Annotated in this window: 14 protein-coding genes; 6 read left to right on the top strand and 8 right to left on the bottom strand. The window is 56.0% G+C overall.

The window, feature by feature from the left end; genetic code table 11:
- Window positions 1-30 precede the first annotated feature (30 nt).
- Window positions 31-1,374, bottom strand: coding sequence for a TolC family outer membrane protein (locus F3J28_RS05485; protein WP_166873497.1), 1,344 nt, complete (start codon window positions 1,372-1,374; stop codon window positions 31-33).
- An 845-nt stretch (window positions 1,375-2,219) separates the two neighbouring features.
- Complete coding sequence (locus tag F3J28_RS05480; RefSeq protein WP_166873495.1) at window positions 2,220-3,722, bottom strand: aldehyde dehydrogenase family protein; 1,503 nt, start codon at window positions 3,720-3,722, stop codon at window positions 2,220-2,222.
- Window positions 3,723-3,912: 190 nt separating this feature from the next.
- Here F3J28_RS05480 and feaR point away from each other — a divergent pair, with 190 nt between their 5' ends.
- The gene (gene feaR / locus F3J28_RS05475; protein ID WP_166873492.1) at window positions 3,913-4,827 is read left to right on the top strand and encodes a transcriptional regulator FeaR; all 915 of its coding nucleotides are present in this window, start codon (window positions 3,913-3,915) and stop codon (window positions 4,825-4,827) included.
- A gap of 71 nt (window positions 4,828-4,898) precedes the next feature.
- Here the strand turns inward: feaR and F3J28_RS05470 are convergent, their stop codons facing one another.
- Genes F3J28_RS05470 through F3J28_RS05460 form a run of 3 tightly spaced genes read right to left on the bottom strand, consistent with a single transcriptional unit; the run spans window position 4,899 to window position 8,070 of the window.
- The gene (locus tag F3J28_RS05470) at window positions 4,899-5,222 is read right to left on the bottom strand and encodes a YdbL family probable chaperone protein (protein WP_166863657.1); all 324 of its coding nucleotides are present in this window, start codon (window positions 5,220-5,222) and stop codon (window positions 4,899-4,901) included.
- Window positions 5,223-5,236: 14 nt separating this feature from the next.
- On the bottom strand, window positions 5,237-5,428 hold the full coding sequence (locus F3J28_RS05465) for a YnbE family lipoprotein (protein ID WP_008461390.1): 192 nt from the start codon (window positions 5,426-5,428) through the stop codon (window positions 5,237-5,239).
- On the bottom strand, window positions 5,425-8,070 hold the full coding sequence (locus F3J28_RS05460) for a YdbH family protein (protein ID WP_166873489.1): 2,646 nt from the start codon (window positions 8,068-8,070) through the stop codon (window positions 5,425-5,427). Before F3J28_RS05460 ends, F3J28_RS05465 begins: the two co-directional genes overlap by 4 nt.
- 212 nt (window positions 8,071-8,282) lie before the next feature.
- Here F3J28_RS05460 and F3J28_RS05455 point away from each other — a divergent pair, with 212 nt between their 5' ends.
- Window positions 8,283-9,272, top strand: coding sequence for a 2-hydroxyacid dehydrogenase (locus F3J28_RS05455; protein WP_166873486.1), 990 nt, complete (start codon window positions 8,283-8,285; stop codon window positions 9,270-9,272).
- Between the two features lie 120 nt (window positions 9,273-9,392).
- Window positions 9,393-9,830 carry a heat shock protein HslJ gene (gene hslJ, locus F3J28_RS05450; protein WP_008461387.1) on the top strand — a complete coding sequence of 146 codons (438 nt, stop codon included), beginning with the start codon at window positions 9,393-9,395 and terminating at the stop codon, window positions 9,828-9,830.
- Here hslJ and F3J28_RS05445 read toward each other — a convergent pair whose 3' ends face one another.
- Window positions 9,831-10,097, bottom strand: coding sequence for a putative hemolysin (locus F3J28_RS05445; RefSeq protein WP_008461385.1), 267 nt, complete (start codon window positions 10,095-10,097; stop codon window positions 9,831-9,833).
- Between the two features lie 335 nt (window positions 10,098-10,432).
- On the opposite strand from F3J28_RS05445, the gene nifJ reads away from it, so the two are divergent.
- Window positions 10,433-13,960 carry a pyruvate:ferredoxin (flavodoxin) oxidoreductase gene (nifJ, locus tag F3J28_RS05440; RefSeq protein ID WP_166873483.1) on the top strand — a complete coding sequence of 1,176 codons (3,528 nt, stop codon included), beginning with the start codon at window positions 10,433-10,435 and terminating at the stop codon, window positions 13,958-13,960.
- Between the two features lie 485 nt (window positions 13,961-14,445).
- On the opposite strand, the gene dbpA is transcribed toward nifJ, so the two are convergent.
- Window positions 14,446-15,819, bottom strand: a complete 1,374-nt coding sequence (dbpA, locus tag F3J28_RS05435; RefSeq protein ID WP_008461381.1) for an ATP-dependent RNA helicase DbpA — start codon at window positions 15,817-15,819, stop codon at window positions 14,446-14,448.
- Window positions 15,820-15,971: 152 nt separating this feature from the next.
- Window positions 15,972-16,475, bottom strand: coding sequence for a DUF1543 domain-containing protein (locus F3J28_RS05430; RefSeq protein ID WP_166873481.1), 504 nt, complete (start codon window positions 16,473-16,475; stop codon window positions 15,972-15,974).
- Window positions 16,476-16,659: 184 nt separating this feature from the next.
- On the opposite strand from F3J28_RS05430, the gene F3J28_RS05425 reads away from it, so the two are divergent.
- Together F3J28_RS05425 and F3J28_RS05420 are read left to right on the top strand one after the other, a co-directional pair.
- Window positions 16,660-17,079 carry a DUF2000 family protein gene (locus F3J28_RS05425; protein WP_166873478.1) on the top strand — a complete coding sequence of 140 codons (420 nt, stop codon included), beginning with the start codon at window positions 16,660-16,662 and terminating at the stop codon, window positions 17,077-17,079.
- Window positions 17,080-17,429: 350 nt separating this feature from the next.
- Window positions 17,430-17,960, top strand: a complete 531-nt coding sequence (locus tag F3J28_RS05420) for an RES family NAD+ phosphorylase (RefSeq protein WP_166873475.1) — start codon at window positions 17,430-17,432, stop codon at window positions 17,958-17,960.
- Window position 17,961 lies beyond the last annotated feature (1 nt).

Here is a 17,961-nt window from a genome sequence, read left to right as displayed (position 1 = left end):
GGCGGGGCTAAGCCACTACTTTCACACCATTTATTTCAAATCCGGTAATTTCGAGGCGGCATTTTTCTCGACTCCTGTCAGGGGCAATAAATTATCAACGGCGGCAGCGTAATTTACCGCCGCCTGCCAGCCGTCGAAGTCCGCATTTATTTGTGCATAGGCCGCCTGGAACACATCCTGCTCCACGCTTAATAAGTCGTTGAGACTGCGCTTGCTTAATTTATATTCATTTTTATAAACTTCCCGCGCGCGTCGGGCATTTTCCAGCTGGAGTTTTCCCGCCGTTTCACGGCCTCTGGCCCCGTTCCAGTCAGCCATTGCCACAGACGCTTTTTGCAGCACGTCGAATTTCGCCTGCTCAACCTGAGAGGCCGCAATACGTCTGGCTCCCTGAGCCTGCTCGACCTGAGCGGAGACCGCGCCGCCCTGATAGATAGGCGCGTCCACGCTCAGCTGAATCTGATCGTCCCAGTACGCGCTGTTGTTGGACTGGTAACGAGTGCGCCCGCCCTTAAGGCTTAATGTTGGCCAGTGGCCCGATTTCGCTTTATCTACGGCATACCCTGAGGACTCACGCATGGCCTCCGCCGCCAGCACGCTCGGGATCAGCGAGTAATCAATGTTGTCGAGCGGTTCCTGTTCAAGCGCCAGGCGTACCGGCATGGCCTGATATTGCGCGGCGCTGATTCCGGTTAATACCGCCAGTCTCGCTTTCGCGCTTTGGAGCGCCGCCTGATATTGTTCAAGCGTTGAGCGCATACCGGCAATGCGAGTCTGGGTTTGCAGCACGTCCGAACTCGAGCTCAGCCCGGCATCCGCCCGCAGCTTTGCCATGGTGTTGACGTTTTGCAGCGCGGCAATACTCTCTGTCGTTGCCGCGATCAGCGCCTGGTTACGCTTCACATCGACATAGGCCTGCGCCGTTTTTTCTGCCACACCGGTCAACGTCGCCATAAGCTGGTAGCGATAGCTCTCACGCTGGCTCTCCTGCTGACTAATGTTGCTGCTGGTTTTCCCAAAGTCATACACCAGCTGCGTCAGGCTAAGCCCGTAGGCAGCCGAGTTCTTGAGGGAACCGCTGGAGTCCGTGGTACGCGAATGCCCGGTGCTGCCGCTGAGGGAGATCTGCGGCATCCAGGCGCTTCGGGCTTGATCAATCTGCGCCTGACCAATCCCGAACTGAGCTGCCTGCTGAGAAACGGCAGGATCGCGGTCAAGTGCGAACAGAATACTTTCGTTCAGCGTGAGGGTTGCCGTTTGCGCGATGCCGGGTGCTGTGGCCCAGGCCGGCGCTGGTGCGGCATTCACCCGCATGCCGCTGCCGAAAAAAATAACGGCAAGCATCGCGACCGGCAGGGAATAAGACTGAAGCATAAACGGCAATATCCTTATCCATTAAATAATCAGGATGATGTTGCTCCTTCCTGTATTGGGAATAAACAGGCACGGATGAGTAGCTGATGTATTTAAACGACTGTAATGGTTGAATTAAAACGCCCACATTATGGCGCCCCGTTTATTTCTGGAGCGAGACGTTGTGACTATAAAGAGGTAGAAAGCTGTCGATCGCTTTCATGTCTTCTTAATAAATGAAGGTCATGATTTCACGTTGCCTTTTTATATAAAGGCGTTACGCAATATGACTTATTTAGTCCTGCGGAGCAAATCACTTAGATCCTTTTTCCGAATCATCCCTAAGAAAAATCCTACCAAATAAAAATTAACCTCACCAATGATTTATTGTTAAGAGTATGTTGCTCAAAAGGAGAGGCTCTGAAAAAACAGATCGATTGATCTCGTGAATAGAGACATCGTGATAAATAGCTAATAGTTATAATTCATAAACTTATGGCATAAGCATTGATTTACATCAATTTTACATTCCAGCGAAATTCTTCAATAAATCCGGGCTGCTCATTTTTGGTTGTTTTTCCATAAATGTTACATTGCCGCAAGTTCTACGCAAAATAAGGGCGTTGGGCAGATGTTAACCCGGGGAGATCGTCACGGAAAAAAATCATTTCATGACTAAAATAACGTCTTCTTGACAAAAAAATGCAAAAAAAAGACCGGGGGGAAACCCGGTCTGAAGGTAGCAACATTTCTTATCAAGATTAATGGTCAAGATCGGACAACGATCTTCCCTCGCGGGAGGGGACCTGCAGATTACCAGCGGCAACTTATTCCGGGACGTGATAAGTACCGAAATGTGCCAACGTTCAGTAACGCACGCACACGGTTTTGGTTTCGGTATAGGCGTCAAGCCAGTCCGGGCCAAAATCACGCCCGTAGCCCGACTGCTTCATACCGCCAAACGGCATATTCGCGTCGATCAGCGTATGGCTGTTCACCCAGACCGTGCCCGCCTGTATGCGGCCGGTGTACTGCATCGCCGCCTGCAGATTGTTGGTCCACAGGCTTGCCGTCAGGCCGTAGTCGCTGTCGTTGGCCTGTCGCAAGGCTTCTTCCGCATCCGCCACGCGCACGAGGTTAACCACCGGGCCAAACACCTCTTCTCTGGCAAGGCGCAGAGAGGCGGCAGGGTTCACTACCAGCGTTGGGGCAATATAGTAGCCGCTGCCCTGCGGGCCTGAATTCCCGGAGATTAGCTCCGCGCGCTGCTCTTGCGCCTGCGCCAGATATCCGGCCACTTTTTCCTGTTGCACTTTCGATACCAGCGGGTTGATGTGGGCCGCTGGGTTCATGCCCGCCCCCACCTGCAGCGATTTCACCGCTTGCTCAAAGCCGCTCACCAGCGTGTCGAACAGCGGGGCTTCGATATAGATCCGCGAACTGGCGGCGCACACCTGCCCCTGGTTAAGAAAGCTGCCCGCCATTAAGCCTGCAATCACCATCGCCGGATCGGCATCTTTCAATACGATTGCCGGGTTTTTCCCCCCCAGCTCCAGCGTGACGCGCGTTAGCCTGTCCGCTGCCGATTTGGCAATGCCTTTGCCCGTCGCCGTCGAGCCGGTGAAGCTGACTTTGGCAATCAGCGGATGTTCGGTCAGGGCTTTACCGCAGCCGGATCCGCTGCCGGTGACGACGTTAAATACGCCGTCCGGCACGCCTGCTTCTGTAGCCAGTTCGGCCATACGCAGCAGCGTTAGCGGCGTAGTTTCTGATGGTTTGACGACAATCGAGCAGCCTGCCGCCAGCGCCGGCATCACTTTCCACATGCCAATAAGCAGCGGGAAGTTCCACGGCACGATCCCGGCCACGACCCCAACGGGTTCTTTGCGCGTCCAGGCCTGATAGCGCGCCCCTTCCGGCATCGGGATAGAAACATCCAGCGTCTGGCCGCTGATTTTCGTTGTCAGGCCTGCGGTATAGCGCATCCAGTTCAGCGTGCAGCCCACTTCAAATGCGCGAGAGATGTTAATGGACTTGCCCTGCTCCAGCGTTTCAAGCTGCGCCAGTTCTTCCGTGTTTTGCTCAAGCAGGTCGGCAAACCGCAGCAGGATACGCTCCCGCCCGGCGGGCAGCATGTTTGCCCAAACGCCGCTGCTGAAGGCACGCCAGGCAGACGTTACCGCGCGATCCACATCGGAAGCGGTAGCATCGGCGCTGCTGGAAATTTGCTGCCCGTCAGCCGGGTTAAAGACCGGCAGCCGCGCTTCGCTGTCTGACGGCTGCCAGCGGCCGTCAATGTACAGCCCATGTGAACGCTGAAGAAACTGTCGCACACTGCCCAGCACGCTTACCGTTTCTGGCTCAGTCATAGCATCTCCTTATCAAGGTCATTATCGTGTAGCCCACCTTCATTCTAGGCGCTATGTTGAGGTTAGGGTTTTCTCCGGCTGACATTCGCTTTGCTGGTTGTGACACGCTACACAAATGTTGATGATGATTCTTTTTTTGAATCACGTTTACCTATAGTTATTGGCTTCTGGCGGCAATCAGTGAGGGTATATGGTAGAAAAGCAGTGCAACGAGCGATTCGAAAAATGGCTTGACCAGGTGAATCGCGCATGTGGTCGTTTTTCAGGTGCGGCGCTGGAGAGCGGGTTTCACGGCAGCCTGAGCGAACACCTTGCCCATGCCATTAAACTTAGCGTGGTGGAAATTAACCAGGCACGCCTGCTGCGCACAAAGCAGGAAGTTACCCAAAGCAACGACGCCTGGTTTTATACCGTTTTTCAGCTGGAGGGCGAAGCCGTCATGGAGCAAGGCGATCGCCAGGCCGTGCTTACTCGGGGTGATATTACGCTGATTGATGCTGCCCGCCCCAGCTGTTTTACCTACACCGACGGGGCGAAGCAGGTTTCGCTTTTACTACCGCGCCATCTGCTGGAACAGCACCTTCGCCAGGGCGAAGTCCCCTGCGCACAAAGACTCTCCGCAGAGATGCCTGTTGTGCGCCTGAGCCACGGCTTGCTGCGTGAAAGTATGGGTAGCGAGGGGCTCAGCGGCGGAGAAAGTGAAGCCACGCTCGAAGCGATTGCCTGCCTGCTCGCGCCGGCGCTGATTCAGCACAGCCTGCCGGGCTCAAAGCGCGACCGCCACCTGCAGAAAGTCATGTCGCTGATTGATGACCATATTCAGTCCGAAACGCTGCGCCCGGAGTGGATCGCCGCCGAGTCGGGGATGTCGGTGCGCAGCCTTTACCGACTGTTTGCCGATAAAGGCCTGGTTGTGGCGCAATACATTAAGAATCGCCGACTGGATCTCTGCGCCCAGGCGCTGCGCACGGCCAGCCACAGTGAAAAACTGGCGGGGATTGGCTACAGCTGGGGATTTGCCGATCACAGCCATTTTTCAACGGCGTTTAAGGGCAGGTTTGGCGTGTCGCCGGGGGAGTATCGCAAGCGTTTTCAATCAGCCTGAAAGGCAACCCTCACCCCGGCCCTCTCCCAAGGGGAGAGAGGGGAGACAAATGAGGGGGAATAGACATAAAGCTACTTCTTCATCCACTGCCCGTTCAGCCCGCGGACGTATTCTCCGGCAGGTGCCCTGTCCACCAGCTTCTGACCGGCCAGGCGAGCAACCTCATTGAGCGAGACATTGTTGGTGTCCGCCAGCTGCTGATAGTGCTGGGCGCGACCTTCATTGATGCTTTGTACCAGTGCCAGCGTCTCCGGATCCTGCTTGATGGGCGCAATATAGCCGCTTAGCGTTTCGCCCACCCGCCCCTGCTCACGCGCTTCGTTTAGGGTCAGCGCCATCACGGATGTGCTGAACAACAGGCCAGCCAGCAGCACGCCTTTAATCATAGAGTTCATCGCCGTTCCCCTTCTCAGAACAGATCGCTACGGTTTTTAAGCAGGCTTTCAACGTCTTTATCCACTTTGATGTGGATTTCGTGTTCGATTTTGACGTTCATATTGATGGTGATCGGCTCTTTAGGGGCGGCCACTTCAATGCGCGGCGTGCAGCCTGTCAGCATCAGCGCCGCCGATGCCAGCAGCACAGGGGTAAAATAGTTCATTTGGGTTCCTCACAGGCTTCACCGGGCTGGGTGCAGCGAGCCGTTGGCAGCGCGGCGTTCTCTTCCAGCCAGGTTTGTAAATTATCGCCAAAGCGCAAACTGCGCCACAGGGTAAACAGGTTTTCCTGATGGGTATAGTTGAGATTGACGGTGTTAGTTTTTCCCTCCACGTGGCTGATGCCGGTCACGCTGGAGCGCATCCTGACCACGCCGAGGTTGTCGAGGTCGATTTGTGTCCATGAGCGCGAGATCTCCATGTAGCGCAGCCAGTTGATTGCCGCGCCAGCCGCCATGTTGTTGTCCACGATGGCATCCGCCATGTCTTTGTCCATGCGGAAGGTCATTGGGCCAGGGTTGGTCAGCCAGCCGTCTTTGATAATCCACTGCGGGTGATTGAGCCACAGCGGCAGCGCGCCGTTGAAGCGCCCGGACATACTGAACTGTTTAGGGTTGATGGCGGTGACGAGCTGGCTGGAGGAGAGCCCCTGCAGCCGTAAAAGCGCCGCGTCCCGCTGGGGCATGCGCAATTGCTGCATTGAGATCTTGCCGCCCAGCACATCCGCATTGACGTTGGTCAGCAGCAGCGGCTGCTGCTCGCTCCATGGATACCAGCCTTCCAGATCGGCGGTGATGTTTTGTGCCGCTATCTGGTTGCGAATTTCAGCAATGCGCAGCGTGACCGGCCTACGCCTGCCAAAGTGCCAGGTTGAATCGCTAAAGCGGAACGGCAGCACAAAATCGACGCCGTTAATCTGGTTATCCGGCATCCACACGCTGCCGCTTTTGACCACGCCGTGGCCCCCGGCTTCAAAGCCCTGCCCGGCCGCCGCGGAGAAGGCCACCTGGGCGTAGAGATCGCCCCCTTTCAAATCCATTTTCCAGTCGGCGGGCAGCAGCGGCTGGAACACGGTAAGCGTCTGTTTTGGCCACCACGCGTTGCCTCTCAGGCGCTCCCCGTCCCAGCGTCCGACCACACGCACCGGGCCAATTTTCCCGGCGTGTAAATTGCCTTTGAACAGGAAAGCGGTCGGGTTTTGCCCGTCCACGCTGAATTTAAGCGTCGATGGCGGCAAGGTGCTGCCGCCGCTGAAGGTGGTCGCCCCCGCGTCCAGGGAGAAATCGCCGGTGAAGATCTCTTTTTCTTCGTTCCGCTCCCAGCGCAGCGGGTTGTCCAGGCTAAGACGAGGCTTCGACATCAGCATTGAGCCGTACTGCAGCTTGTCGAAACCGGTGGACAGCGAACTCAGTTCAATGGCGCTGTCACGCCATTCGCCCACGCCGCGAACGTCCCATTTTGCCTGCATCGGCGTAAAGCTGCCTTTGCCCCAGTAGCGCCATTGCCACAGCCCGGCGTCCGGCAGGAAGTCATTGGCTTTCCCGTCCAGATGCAGTTCCACGGCGCCCATTTCATTGTCGTGGGCGCGTAAGATAGCCTGTAGCCTGCCGTCGATGCCTTTACTGGAGACTCGCACGCCCGCCAGCGGCCAGCGCACATCGTCAATATTCAGCGTTTCAATCAGGCGGCCACGGGAGCGCAGCAAGGCGCCCGGATGGAACAGCAGCGACGGGTCGGTCAATGCGCCCGTCAGTTCACCGGGCAACGCGGCATAGAAAATCAGCTGGTCCTGCTTCGCCTCTCCGGTGAGCTGCAGCGGCAAAGCGCTGTCGGTCAGGCTGAGTTTTCCAGGGCCGAAGTTAAGCACGGCGTTGCCCTTCCCGGCATCGCCCTGAGTCAGCACATTCAGCCGCCCGGTGAAAATGGCGTTATCCAGCCCGGCCTGCCAGTTATCCACCTTCAGCGACACTCCGCCACCCAGCGGGAAACCTTCATAAGGCCAGCGCCACCGCCCGGCGTTAATCTCAAGGGCGTTTTCGCTCAGGCGCCAGGGAATGCTCAGCAGCGGGGGCTCATCGCCTGACAGCTTTTTCACCGTCAGGTTACCGGCGTTAGTATGCCAGTTCAGGGCCACGTGCAGCCTGTCCGGCTCCTGCGGAATTTGCACCTGCGTGGCCACTTGCCCATCCGTCGGCAGGCCATCCGGCACCAGCGGGAGCGTTAAGTCACCCACCAGCTCAAGCGGCGGAAGCCCTTCGAATGCCCCGACTTTCAGGTCGCTAATTTTCAGGTTTTGCCCTTTAAGCGTGGCGGAAAGCGTGAGCAATTTCCCCTGATAATCCAGCTGTTGCTGCTGCGGGGTCAAAGAGAGATGCAGCGCCCCCGCATACTGCAGCCACGGCGTGACGTTAAGCTGGTCGATAGTCAGCCAGGTGTTCGGCAGCATTTTCTGCCATTCTTCAAGGGTGCGAGGTGCGGCGGGAGCCACATCATCGGCGGGGATCTGGCTGATGCAGTCTGGATTGAGATTCAGCTCCGCGAGGTGCAGCCGCCAGCGACTCGGGTGGTTGAGGCTTGCATCTTTGAGGCTGGCAAGCTCGCACTCCCCCGCCAGATAGCGAAGATCGGGGATAATAATCGCCCCGTTGTGCAGGCGCGGGCTGGCCTCCAGCGCAATGCGAGTGCCCTGTGGCAGCCAGATCCCGGCGAGCGTCGGCAGCCAGTACGCCACCGTGAGCAGCAGCGACAGCGGCAGCAGAATCAATGCAAGTATCAGCGCAAGCGCGGCTTTATATTTACCCTTCATGGGTGGTTAATATCCTGATTCAGCGACAATTTAAGCCGAAATATGTCATTATTCTGGCACGATTCAGGCCGGGCGTGAAGGCGGCGGCAAGAGTAAGCATAGTCTGTCCGGGAAGTGAAATAGTCACCTGCCGTTAAAATTTCAGTTTATAAATTGTATGATTATTTTAAGCATGATAGTTTTGGAACCAACCCTTTCTGGAGATAAGTCTTATGAAACTTGCGGTTTATAGCACAAAACAGTACGACAAAAAGTATCTGGAGCAGGTTAACCAGGAATATGGCTTTGATCTTGAATTTTTTGACTTTCTGTTGAGCGAAAAAACCGCCAAAACGGCCAACGGCTGCGACGGCGTGTGTATTTTCGTTAATGATGATGGTAGTCGCCCGGTGCTGGAAGAGCTAAAAAAACACGGCGTTAAGTTTATCGCGCTGCGCTGTGCCGGCTTTAACAACGTCGATTTAGACGCGGCGAAAGAGCTTGGTATGCCGGTGGTTCGCGTCCCTGCCTACTCGCCGGAAGCCGTGGCTGAACACGCTATCGGGATGATGATGTGCCTTAATCGTCGCATTCATCGCGCCTACCAGCGCACACGTGACGCCAACTTTTCGCTCGAAGGCTTAACCGGTTTTACCATGCACGGCAAAACGGCAGGCGTGATCGGCACCGGGAAAATCGGCGTTGCCGCGCTGCGTATCCTGAAAGGGTTTGGCCTGCGCCTGCTGGCGTTTGATCCGTATCCGAGCGCTGCGGCGCTGGATTTAGGCGTGGAATATGTCGATCTCGAAACGCTGTTTGCGCAGTCCGACATTATTTCCCTGCACTGCCCGTTGACGCCGGAAAACTATCACCTGCTCAACCACTCCGCCTTTGATCAAATGAAAGACGGCGTGATGGTGATAAACACCAGCCGCGGCGGGCTGATTGATTCCCAGGCCGCCATCGACGCGCTCAAGCACCAGAAAATCGGCGCGCTGGGCATGGATGTGTACGAGAACGAACGCGATCTGTTCTTTGAAGATAAGTCTAACGATGTGATTCAGGACGACGTGTTCCGCCGCCTTTCCGCCTGCCACAACGTGTTGTTTACCGGCCACCAGGCATTTTTGACGGCGGAGGCGCTGACCAGCATTTCCGAAACGACGCTTGAAAACCTGCGTCAGCTGGATAAAGGTGAACCTTGCCCTAACCAGTTGAATTGATTTTCCGCCCGCCTCTCGCAGGAGGCGGTTAATTTTAAGAGTATCCTTACTGATTCATGCGCCACATCCTGCGAAAGTGGCGCGCTTTCATTGATGACTGATAAAACTTAGGGAGAAGAAATGAAAAAGTTCGCTTCACTGATGCTGGCAAGCGTAGTGCTGGCAGGTTGCGCCCAGCCGTCGGATTCCGATAAAGGTGCCGTGACCGCACAAGATTTGCAGCACCATCGCTTTGTGCTGGAGAGCGTAGACGGTAAGCCTCTGGACGTGAAAAACAGCAAACGCGCGCCTGAGCTTAGCTTCGGTGAAAATATGCAGATTTATGGTCAGATGTGTAACCGCTTTATGGGCCAGGCAACCCTGGAGCACAACACGCTGAAGGCGAAAGGCGTGGGCATGACGATGATGCTTTGCAGCGACCCGCTGTTGAACGACCTGGATCACCGTATTAATGACATGCTGACCAGCGGGGCCAAAGTTTCTCTGGCTAACCAGCAGCTGGTGCTGAAGAGCGGCCAGCATACGCTGACGTACAAACTGGCCGATCTCGTTAATTAATCAGTAGCTTCCACAGGTGCCAGCGGCAAGCGAGTTTTCGTTACAGCGCTTGCCGTTCGGCATGGCACACATGCCAATCGCGCTGCCGTCCAGCTGACGCGCAACGCTCATCGTACCGCCAATCATCGCACAGTTCGCTTCGCCCTGGCTGGACATTGCCGCCCTGAGGCCCGGAGGAACGTGGGCCGCAGTGGCCTGTTGAGGGGGTTCATTACTGCATGCCGATAATAACAGTGCGGCACAACCGGCTAAAAACGCAGCGCGCATGGCTTCTCTCTCCCGTCTGAATATGCAAAACCTTTGCATAATGGCGCATGGTTCCCGCTGCGTCGAGAGCATAAGGCAATAAAATGTGTTGATTTTTGTGGCACAGATCACCTTTCAAGCCAAAACATCAGAGTTTTCTGAGCATCCTTAATTCCTTTTATGATTCAGCGCAGTACGTCCCCAGGTTATTTCACTGTTAATCGTGGATCAATTTGTGCACTCGGCAGGCCCATAACTTCTAATGGCCAGGGTGGACACACTATAATTGAGGAATTACAACGGGGCTCCAGGCTTTCAGGCGAGTCCCTTTATTTTGCGCAATGTAAGGGTGTCTTATGATCACTATCGACGGCAACGGCGCAGTCGCCTCCGTGGCGTTTCGTGCCAGCGAAGTAATTGCCATCTACCCGATTACTCCCAGCTCGACAATGGCGGAACAGGCGGATGCCTGGTCGGGCGACGGCAGGAAGAACGTGTGGGGCGATGTCCCTCGCGTAGTCGAGATGCAGTCTGAAGCAGGCGCGATTGGCGCGGTGCACGGGGCGCTGCAAATCGGGGCGCTTTCCACTTCGTTTACGTCATCGCAAGGCTTACTGCTGATGATCCCGACGCTGTACAAGCTTGCGGGCCAGCTGACGCCATTTGTTCTCCACGTTGCCGCGCGCACCGTGGCCACCCACGCGCTTTCCATTTTTGGCGATCATTCTGACGTGATGGCCGTGCGCCAGACCGGCTGCGCCATGCTGTGCGCCAGCAGCGTCCAGGAAGCACAGGACTTCGCACTGATTTCCCATATTGCGACCCTGAAAAGCCGCGTGCCGTTTATTCACTTCTTCGACGGCTTCCGCACCTCGCACGAAATCAACAAAATTGTGCCGCTGGCGGACGATACCCTTCGCGGCCTGCTGCCGCAAAAAGAGATCGATGAACATCGCGCCCGCGCCCTGAACCCGGAGCATCCGGTGATTCGCGGGACTTCGGCCAACCCGGATACGTACTTCCAGTCCCGCGAAGCGACCAACCCGTGGTACAACGCGGTTTACGCGCACGTTGAACAGGCGATGAACGACTTTGCCGCCACCACCGGCCGTAGCTATCGTCCGTTTGAGTATTACGGCCACCCGGAAGCGGAGCGCGTGATTATCGTGATGGGCTCCGCCGTCGGCACCTGCGAAGAAGTTGTCGATGAATTGCTGACCAGGGGCGAAAAAGTCGGCGTGCTGAAAGTGCGCCTGTACCGCCCCTTCTCCGCCGAACATTTGCTGGAAGTTCTGCCGCAAACCGCGCGTCAGGTGGCGGTGCTTGACCGCACTAAAGAGCCGGGCGCCCTTGCTGAGCCGCTGTATCTCGACGTGATGACCGCGCTTGCCGAGGCAGTAAGCCGTGGCGAGCGCGAAACGCTGCCTCGCGTGATTGGGGGCCGCTACGGGCTGTCATCCAAAGAGTTCGGTCCGGAATGCGTCCTGGCTATTTTCAATGAACTTCGCGAAGCCAAACCGCGCCCGCGCTTTACCGTGGGCATTTACGACGATGTGACCAACCTGTCGCTGCCGTTGCCGGAAAATACCCTGCCGAACCGCGCTAAACTCGAAGCGCTGTTTTATGGCCTGGGCAGCGACGGCAGCGTGTCTGCCACCAAAAACAATATCAAAATTATCGGTAACTCCACGCCGTGGTTTACCCAGGGTTATTTCGTTTATGACTCCAAAAAGGCCGGGGGGCTGACGGTTTCTCACCTGCGCGTGAGCGAGCAGCCGATCAACTCCACCTACCTGATTGAGAAAGCCGATTTCGTTGGCTGCCACCAGCTGCAGTTTATCGACAAGTACCAGATGGCCGAGCGCCTGAAGCCCGGCGGTATTTTCCTGCTGAACACGCCTTACGCCGCCGACGAGGTGTGGAGTCGCCTGCCGCAGGAAGTTCAGGCGGTGCTCAATCAGAAGCAGGCTCGCCTGTACGTCATTAACGCGGCGAAGATCGCCCGCGAGTGTCATCTTGGTGCCCGTATCAACACCGTAATGCAGATGGCATTCTTCCACCTGACGCAGATCCTGCCTGGCGACACCGCGCTGGCAGAGCTGCAGGGCGCGATTGCCAAAAGCTACAGCAGTAAAGGGACGGAAATCGTCGAGCGTAACTGGCAGGCGCTGGCGCTGGCTCGTGACTCCCTCGCCGAAGTGCCTCTGCAGGACGTTAACCCGGAAAGCGCAATGCGTCCGCCAGTTGTGTCCGACGCTGCGCCTGATTTTGTGAAAACAGTTACCGCCGCGATGCTCGCTGGCCTCGGCGATGCCCTGCCGGTTTCCGCCCTGCCGCCGGACGGGACCTGGCCGATGGGCACGACCCGCTGGGAAAAACGCAACATCGCCGAAGAAATTCCTATCTGGAAGCCGGATATTTGTACCCAGTGCAACCACTGCGTCGCCGCCTGCCCGCATTCGGCTATTCGTGCCAAAGTGGTTCAGCCTGAGGCAATGGAAGGCGCCCCGGAAGCCCTGCAGTCGCTGGACGTGAAGTCCCGGGATATGCGCGGCCAGAAATACGTGCTGCAGGTAGCGCCGGAAGATTGCACCGGCTGTAACCTTTGCGTAGAAGTTTGCCCGGCCAAAGATCGCCAGAACCCGGAAATCAAGGCGATTAATATGCTGTCTCGCCTTGAACACGTTGAAGAAGAGAAAGAGAACTATGACTTCTTCCTCGCGCTGCCGGAAATCGATCGCACCAGCCTGGAGCGCATCGATATCCGTACCTCGCAGCTGTTAACGCCGCTGTTTGAATACTCCGGGGCCTGCTCCGGCTGCGGCGAAACGCCGTACATTAAAATTCTGACCCAGCTGTTCGGCGACCGTATGCTGATCGCTAACGCCACCGGCTGTTCGTCTATTTACGGCGGCAACCTGCCATCCACGCCGTACACCACCGACGCAAACGGCCGCGGGCCGGCATGGGCTAACTCGCTGTTTGAGGATAACGCCGAATTTGGGCTGGGCTTCCGCCTGACGGTGGATCAGCACCGCGCCCGCGTGATGCGTTTACTGGGCCAGTTTGCCGATAAACTTCCGGCCGAGCTTAATGAGCAGCTTCACGCGGAAGCGACACCGGAAGTCCGCCGTGAACAGGTTGCCGAGCTGCGTAAACATCTGGCGAACATTGACGATGCTGATGCCCGTCAACTGGTCACCGATGCCGATGCGCTGGTGGAGAAATCCATCTGGCTGATTGGCGGTGACGGCTGGGCCTATGACATCGGTTTCGGTGGCCTCGACCACGTGCTGAGCCTGACCGAAAACGTCAACATTCTGGTGCTGGATACGCAGTGTTACTCCAACACCGGCGGCCAGGCGTCTAAAGCCACGCCGCTGGGCGCCGTCACCAAGTTTGGCGAGCACGGCAAGCGTAAAGCACGTAAAGATCTGGGCGTCAGCATGATGATGTACGGCCATGTGTACGTCGCGCAGATTTCGCTGGGGGCACAGCTGAACCAGACGATGAAGGCCATTCAGGAGGCGGAGGCTTATCCTGGTCCATCGCTGATCATCGCCTACAGCCCTTGCGAAGAGCACGGCTACGATCTGGCGCTGAGCCACGATCAGATGCGCCAGCTGACCGCCACCGGCTTCTGGCCGCTTTATCGCTTCGACCCGCGTAGGGCTGATGAAGGCAAGGTGCCGCTGGCGCTGGATTCCCGTCCACCGTCCGATGCGCTGGCCGATACGTTAATGAAGGAGCAGCGTTTCCGCCGCCTGAACGCCCAGCAGCCGGAAGTCGCCGAGCAGCTGTGGAAAGATGCCACCGCCGATTTGCAGAAGCGATACGACTTCCTGGCGCAGCTGGCGGGTAAAGCGGAGAAGGTTAGCGAGTAATCGGGGGAATTACCCTCACCCCGGCCCTCTCCCTGGAAGGGAGAGGGGGAAAACATAGACTGGCACTCTTTTATTCCCTCTCCCCATAAAGAGAGGGGGAAAACATAGACTGGTGCTCTTTTATTCCCTCTCCCCATAAAGAGAGGGGGAAAACATAGACTGGCGTTCTTTTATTCCCTCTCCCCATAAAGAGAGGGGGAAAACATAGACTGGCGTTCTTTTATTCCCTCTCCCCCATAAAGAGAGAGGGGAAAACATAGACTGGCGCTCTTTTATTCCCTCTCCCCATAAAGAGAGGGGGAAAACATAGACTGGCGTTCTTTTATTCCCTCTCCCCCATAAAGAGAGAGTGAAAGCATAGACTGGCGTCTTTTTATCCCCTCTCCCCCATGGGGAGAGGGTTAGGGTGAGGGGAAAACACGCCCACCCCGTTTCAGATACCTTCGCCCCTGTGGGAAGAAGGTCAGGCGGAGGAGAAAACGCGTTTACTTCAGCAGGCGAACCTTCACTGATTTACCTTTGATTTTGCCCTGCTGCAGCTGTTTCCATGCATGACGCGCCACGGACTGGCGCACCGCAACGTAAACATGGATTGGGTGGACGTCGATTTTGCCGATGTCCGCACCTTCCAGCCCCATATCGCCGGTTAACGCCCCCAAAATATCGCCCGGACGCATTTTGGCTTTCTTGCCGCCGTCAATGCACAGCGTCGCCATTTCCGCTTCCAGCGGCTTCACGGAAACGCCGGACGGCACCTGCTGCCATTTCAGCGAAAGATTCAGCATTTCAGCCAGCACGCTCGCGCGCTGCGCTTCTTCCGGGGCGCAGAAGCTGATAGCCAGCCCGCTTTGCCCGGCTCGCGCGGTACGGCCAATGCGGTGAACGTGCACTTCCGGGTCCCACGACAGCTCGTAGTTAATGACCATTTCCAGCGCTTTGATATCCAGCCCACGTGCCGCAACGTCTGTTGCCACCAGCACGCGGCTGCTGCCGTTGGCAAAACGCACCAGCGTCTGGTCGCGATCGCGCTGTTCCATGTCGCCGTGCAGCGCTAACGCACTTTGATGCCGCTCGTTCAGCGCATCGCACACGGCCTGGCAATCTTTTTTGGTGTTGCAGAACACCACGCAGGACGCCGGCTGATGCTTGCTGAGCAGCGCCAGCAGCAGGCCGATTTTGCCCCCGCGTGAGATTTCATAGAACTGCTGTTCAACGGACGGCAGCTCATCAACGGTATCAATTTCGATAGTCTGCGGGTCGCGCTGAATCCGTCCGCTGATAGCGGCAATGGCTGCAGGCCAGGTGGCGGAGAAAAGCAGCGTCTGGCGTTTGGCCGGCGCATGGGCAATAACTTCATCGATGGCGTCGGCGAAGCCCATGTCCAGCATACGGTCGGCTTCGTCCAGCACCAGCGTTTGCAGAGCCTCCAGCTTCACCGTCTCTTTTTTCAGGTGATCTAACAGGCGGCCCGGCGTGGCCACGATAATGTGCGGCGCATGCTGTAACGAATCGCGCTGTACGCCAAACGGCTGGCCACCACACAGGGTTAAAATTTTAATATTTGGCATGTAGCGCGCCAGGCGACGCAGCTCTTTGGCAACCTGGTCGGCCAGTTCGCGGGTTGGGCACAGCACCAGCGACTGGGTTAAAAACTGGCTGGCATCAATGTGCTGCAGCAGGCCAAGGCCAAAAGCTGCGGTTTTGCCGCTGCCGGTTTTGGCCTGAGCACGGACGTCTTTTCCGGCCAGAATGGCGGGCAAGGCCGCTTCCTGAACGGGCGTCATTTCGTGATACCCCAGTTCGCTAAGGTTGGCGAGTTGTGCTTCAGGTAAAGCGTTCAGTACGGAAAAAGCGGTCACAATGGTCATCTCTTAATAATAACGGGCAGGCGCGTATGCTAGCAGATTCGCGTGGTTCAGGCGTGAGTTTATCAATTTTGCTGCGTTAGCGAGTGAAACAGTAAAAACGGTGCCTTTCGCTAAGGCACCGTTTTCCATTGGGAATAATAGCGCTATTCGCTAATCGGCAAATAACCCTGCCATTCTGGCCTGAAGCGTTCGCCCTGCTCCGCTTTTTCCAGATGGATAAAATAATCCCCCACGCTTTCTAACAGCAGGCAGTCATCGACATCTTTCAGGTTGTCTTTGTGCTGCTGGTAGCTTTCGACCAGCAGGTTGGCAATCGCCTTCTCTTTTGCCAGGGCCGGATTTTCAGCCACGAAGAAATCAAAGTCATGCAGCTCCGCCAGCGTTTTCGGGCTGTAGCCGCCGACGTTCACAAAAAAGAGCTTTGGCGTTTGCTCAACGGGTTTATCGGAAAGACTGATGCGGTAGCCGTCGGCCCAGCGCAGCTTGCCGTACCCGTCGATATGGATTTTATCTTTGTCACCAAACCAGGCCGCCCGCAGCGCGGGCCACGCGTCCTCTGGCTTCTCTGCAGCCACAAACTGGACGTCATGCACTTCGATATTGGATTTTCCGGCATTGCCGCCCACATAAAAGACGTAAAGTTCCATTTGTTCTCCTTATTAATCGCTATATAAAATAATATATAACGATTGATATTTGAATGACTTTCATGTGGCAGAAAGATTGATCGCAAGCAGGAAGACGGATAAAAAAACGATTACTATGCTTGAGCTTTTCGCCCTAAGCTAAATCAGCAGCCAGAGCAGAAGCTTAAACAGACAAGGAGCCAGAATGTTCGAAGATAATGACTATAAGCTGTATGTCATCGTGAACCGCACTGCCGACGTCAGCGTGCAAATGAATGCCGTGGGCCACCTCTGCGGCGGTATTATGCTTAAAGTCGATGAGCCTGTATTTCATGACTATCCCAACCAGGATAGCGGCTTAAGCGCCTGGATGAACCATTATCCAGTGGTTGTACTTCAGTCTAAAAACAGCAGCCAGTTGGGGACGACGCTGGAGAAATGCAGGGAAGAAGGCGTGCTGTATAACTTCTTTACCACCACCATGCTGTCGCACTCTTCTGAGCAGCAGATCAAAGATACGCGCGACACGCCTTTCGCTGAGCTCGATTTTGTTGGCATCGCGCTGTACGGCGAAACGGAAAAACTCAAACCGCTGACCAAAAAGTTTTCCGTCTTTAAAGGTTAAACATTCCGGGTAATGATGCCTCGCGCAGTTACCCAACCCTTACCCTTCGTCTCCGGCGTAAAAATTGATGATGTCATCTTCAAACCAGCAGCCCACTTTGTAATACATCGCACAGCCAATCAGAAAACTGGCAATGAGTATTAATGCTGTCAACAATCCTTTCACTTAGAAACACTCTCCCATGATACTTGCTGTGATATTGACAGGCCGGTTGAAAAAAAGTTCAGCGGCGAAACTATTCTGGCCATAGCACGATCATCACAGACGCTTCGGTCTTTGCGATGGCAATTCTGTCACAACGTTCTGGTTAAACTAGGGTTGCTAATTTTCTGAGCAAACCAGGTGTCATTGTGTCCGATAACCACCTTCATTTCAAAAACGTCAGCGGTTTCTTTTTCCGCGCCGTTCCGGCGGAGTTCCTCAGTAGCGTGCTGTCGCGCACCCGGCCCGATTCCCCAGGACGTTATCATCGCCCGGGGCAAACAATTCTTTATATGAGCCCGGTACCTGAGTGGGCAAGGCTGGCGGTTGCCGCCCATATGCAAAAAGACGGCAAGCCGCGGCTGCTCGTCCCACTGTATGTCGAAGGCGCCAGGGTGCTGGACCAGCGAGATGAATATTCATGCCTGGCCTTAGGCATCAACCGCGATCTGTCTAATCACTGCTGGCTCAGCGCTCTGCAGCAAAATATTGAACCGCCTTCCTGGCAAAATGCTGACCGGGCTCGCTTCTCCAATGCCGATGGCATTATCGACCGTTCCCGAAGTATTCCCGATGGCTGGCACCTGAATTTATTCCGCTGGAACGAACTTGGCGGCCCACGCGTCGCGGTGTGCGGGGAACCGATCGCTGTTCCGCTTCCCGAAAAAGTGAATGTGTAAC

The sequence above is a fragment of the Enterobacter sp. Ap-1006 genome, assembly GCF_011752835.1.
Classification (GTDB): Bacteria; Pseudomonadota; Gammaproteobacteria; order Enterobacterales; family Enterobacteriaceae; genus Cedecea.
Note: the sequence above shows the minus strand (reverse complement) of the source record. Positions and strands in the feature narration are given on the sequence as shown.

Excerpts from the sequence above, each read along its gene's own strand:
- F3J28_RS05485 (WP_166873497.1), bottom strand. The coding sequence starts at position 1,374 with ATGCTTCAGTCTTATTCCCTGCCGGTCGCGATGCTTGCCGTTATTTTT.
- F3J28_RS05480 (WP_166873495.1), bottom strand. The coding sequence starts at position 3,722 with ATGACTGAGCCAGAAACGGTAAGCGTGCTGGGCAGTGTGCGACAGTTT.
- feaR (WP_166873492.1), top strand. The coding sequence starts at position 3,913 with ATGGTAGAAAAGCAGTGCAACGAGCGATTCGAAAAATGGCTTGACCAG.
- F3J28_RS05470 (WP_166863657.1), bottom strand. The coding sequence starts at position 5,222 with ATGAACTCTATGATTAAAGGCGTGCTGCTGGCTGGCCTGTTGTTCAGC.
- F3J28_RS05465 (WP_008461390.1), bottom strand. The coding sequence starts at position 5,428 with ATGAACTATTTTACCCCTGTGCTGCTGGCATCGGCGGCGCTGATGCTG.
- F3J28_RS05460 (WP_166873489.1), bottom strand. The coding sequence starts at position 8,070 with ATGAAGGGTAAATATAAAGCCGCGCTTGCGCTGATACTTGCATTGATT.
- F3J28_RS05455 (WP_166873486.1), top strand. The coding sequence starts at position 8,283 with ATGAAACTTGCGGTTTATAGCACAAAACAGTACGACAAAAAGTATCTG.
- hslJ (WP_008461387.1), top strand. The coding sequence starts at position 9,393 with ATGAAAAAGTTCGCTTCACTGATGCTGGCAAGCGTAGTGCTGGCAGGT.
- F3J28_RS05445 (WP_008461385.1), bottom strand. The coding sequence starts at position 10,097 with ATGCGCGCTGCGTTTTTAGCCGGTTGTGCCGCACTGTTATTATCGGCA.
- nifJ (WP_166873483.1), top strand. The coding sequence starts at position 10,433 with ATGATCACTATCGACGGCAACGGCGCAGTCGCCTCCGTGGCGTTTCGT.
- F3J28_RS05430 (WP_166873481.1), bottom strand. The coding sequence starts at position 16,475 with ATGGAACTTTACGTCTTTTATGTGGGCGGCAATGCCGGAAAATCCAAT.
- F3J28_RS05425 (WP_166873478.1), top strand. The coding sequence starts at position 16,660 with ATGTTCGAAGATAATGACTATAAGCTGTATGTCATCGTGAACCGCACT.